Genomic DNA, 2,164 nt, shown 5'->3' with positions numbered 1-2,164 from the left:
AAAAAAATTCCTTTTTTCAGTAGTTTATCATATGATGAACTAAAACAGATAGATGATTTAATTATTATGCGAAAATATAAAAAAGGTATGTTTGTTTTTTTAGAAGATGAACCTGGAGAAGCTTTGTTTTTTATTAAATCTGGTCAAATTAAATTATCTAAGATGTTAGAGACTGGTGAAGAACAGATCCTACAAATTTTAAAAGCTGATGATATTTTTGCAGAAGTAGTTTTATTTGACCAAGGACCTTATCCTGCTACGGCTGAAGTAATAGAAGATGCAAAAATAGGTATGATTAAGAGTGAAGATGTAAATAAACTTATCAAAAGGAATCCTGAAATTTCGATAAAAATTCTAGATGTTATGAGTAAAAGGTTAAGACAAGCACAAATGAAAATAAGGGATTTAGGTTTAAAAGATACTCGTGGTAGAACAGCAAGTATGCTAGTTAAATTAGCTGAAGAGTATGGAAAAGAAACTGATAAAGGTATTGAGTTGGAGCTTTCATTAACTAGAAAAGAATTTTCTAATCTGATTGGTACTTCTAGAGAAACCATTACTAGGATTCTAAGTGATTTTAAAGATGATAATTTAGTAGAAGTTGGTAGAAAACAAATTATAGTACTTGATCTAACCGGGTTAAAGAAATGGAGTTAATTATTTAGTTAGTCAATAAAAAAATTAAACAATACTTTATTCTTATAAAGGATACAGTTCTTGTATAGAACTGTATTTTTTATTATAATATCATAAATTCATTACAATTTTATGTTATAATACATATAACTAATATAAAAATTAAGAAGGAGGGAAAGGTGATGAATGGACAAAATGTAGGTTTTCTGATGGCTTTTGGAGCGGGATTAATCTCTTTTTTATCTCCTTGTGTTTTGCCATTAATTCCTACTTATATTACTTACTTATCAGGAGTTTCTGTAGATGAAATTAAAAATAAGCAGGAAAGTAATAGATTCAACAAAAAATTATATTTAAACTCAATAATGTTTGTCTTGGGTTTTTCTGCTATATTTATATTATTAGGGATGTCTGCAACATTTATAGGAAGATTTATGCTACAGAATCAGTCGATTATCAGAAAAATTAGTGGAGTAATAGTGATTATTTTTGGATTACATATGACAGGAATAATTAAGTTATCCTTCTTTTATAAGGAAAAGAAGGTTCACTATAGACCAAATAAAGTGACAGCTATTAGTTCTTTTTTATTGGGTATGGCATTTTCAGCAGGATGGACTCCATGTATTGGACCTATTTTATCTTCAATTTTAATTTATGCTAGTTCAAGTCAATCTTTATGGTTAGGAGGTGGATTATTAGCCACATATTCTTTAGGACTTGCAGTTCCATTCTTATTAACTGCAGTATTTATTAACTATCTTTCTAATTATTTGAATAGATTGAATAAATATCTAAATAAGATATCTATTGTTAGTGGTATTTTTTTAATAATTATGGGAGTTTTAATTTATAACAATGCTTTCCAATGGTTATCTACATTTACATTTTAATTAAAAATGAGGAGGGATTACTTTGAATTATAAAAAGGGTTTAATTATTATTTGTATACTCACTAGTATGATACTTTTAGTTGGATGTAGTCAATCAGATGCTGAACAGCAGGCAAATGAAGATATACCAGTAAAAGTTCAAGTTGGTTTTAGAGCCCCTAATTTTACTTTAACTAATTTAGACGGTAAAGAGGTTAGTCTTTCTGATTTTCGAGGAGAGAAGGTAGTATTTATCAATTTTTGGGCTACTTGGTGTCCACCTTGTCGATTAGAGATGCCTCATATGCAAGAAATTTATGAAGAGATGCAGGACCGAGTTAAGATACTAGCAGTAAATGTAAAAGAACCTCAAAATAAAGTAAGTAATTTTATAGATTCGAATGGATATGATTTTACTGTTCTTTCTGATAAAGATGGTAAGATAGCAGCGGATTATTTAGTAAGAGGAATTCCTAAGACTCTTATTGTAGATAAGAATGGTGTTATTAAAGCACAGCATGTTGGAGCTATGAATAAAGAGCAGATGAAAGAAATAATTAGTAAAGCATTGAATTAATTATCCTAAAATAGACTAAATAATTTGATAGTAAAGTGCAAAAGAAAAGGAGGTGAGGTATTGATGAAAAAATATATAT

Annotated in this window: 3 protein-coding genes; all 3 read left to right on the top strand. The window is 28.5% G+C overall.

Annotation, left to right across the window (positions count from 1 at the left end; translation table 11 throughout):
* A partial coding sequence (locus B5D41_RS13915; RefSeq protein ID WP_234983974.1) for a Crp/Fnr family transcriptional regulator occupies positions 1–657 on the top strand: 657 nt, incomplete at its 5' end.
* A gap of 161 nt (positions 658–818) precedes the next feature.
* Positions 819–1,529, top strand: coding sequence for a cytochrome c biogenesis CcdA family protein (locus B5D41_RS13910; protein ID WP_078811220.1), 711 nt, complete (start codon positions 819–821; stop codon positions 1,527–1,529).
* A gap of 22 nt (positions 1,530–1,551) precedes the next feature.
* Positions 1,552–2,085 carry a TlpA family protein disulfide reductase gene (locus B5D41_RS13905; RefSeq protein WP_234983973.1) on the top strand — a complete coding sequence of 178 codons (534 nt, stop codon included), beginning with the start codon at positions 1,552–1,554 and terminating at the stop codon, positions 2,083–2,085.
* Positions 2,086–2,164: the final 79 nt, after the last annotated feature.

The sequence above is a fragment of the Selenihalanaerobacter shriftii genome, from assembly GCF_900167185.1.
GTDB lineage: Bacteria > Bacillota > Halanaerobiia > Halobacteroidales > Acetohalobiaceae > Selenihalanaerobacter > Selenihalanaerobacter shriftii.
Note: the sequence above shows the minus strand (reverse complement) of the source record. Positions and strands in the feature narration are given on the sequence as shown.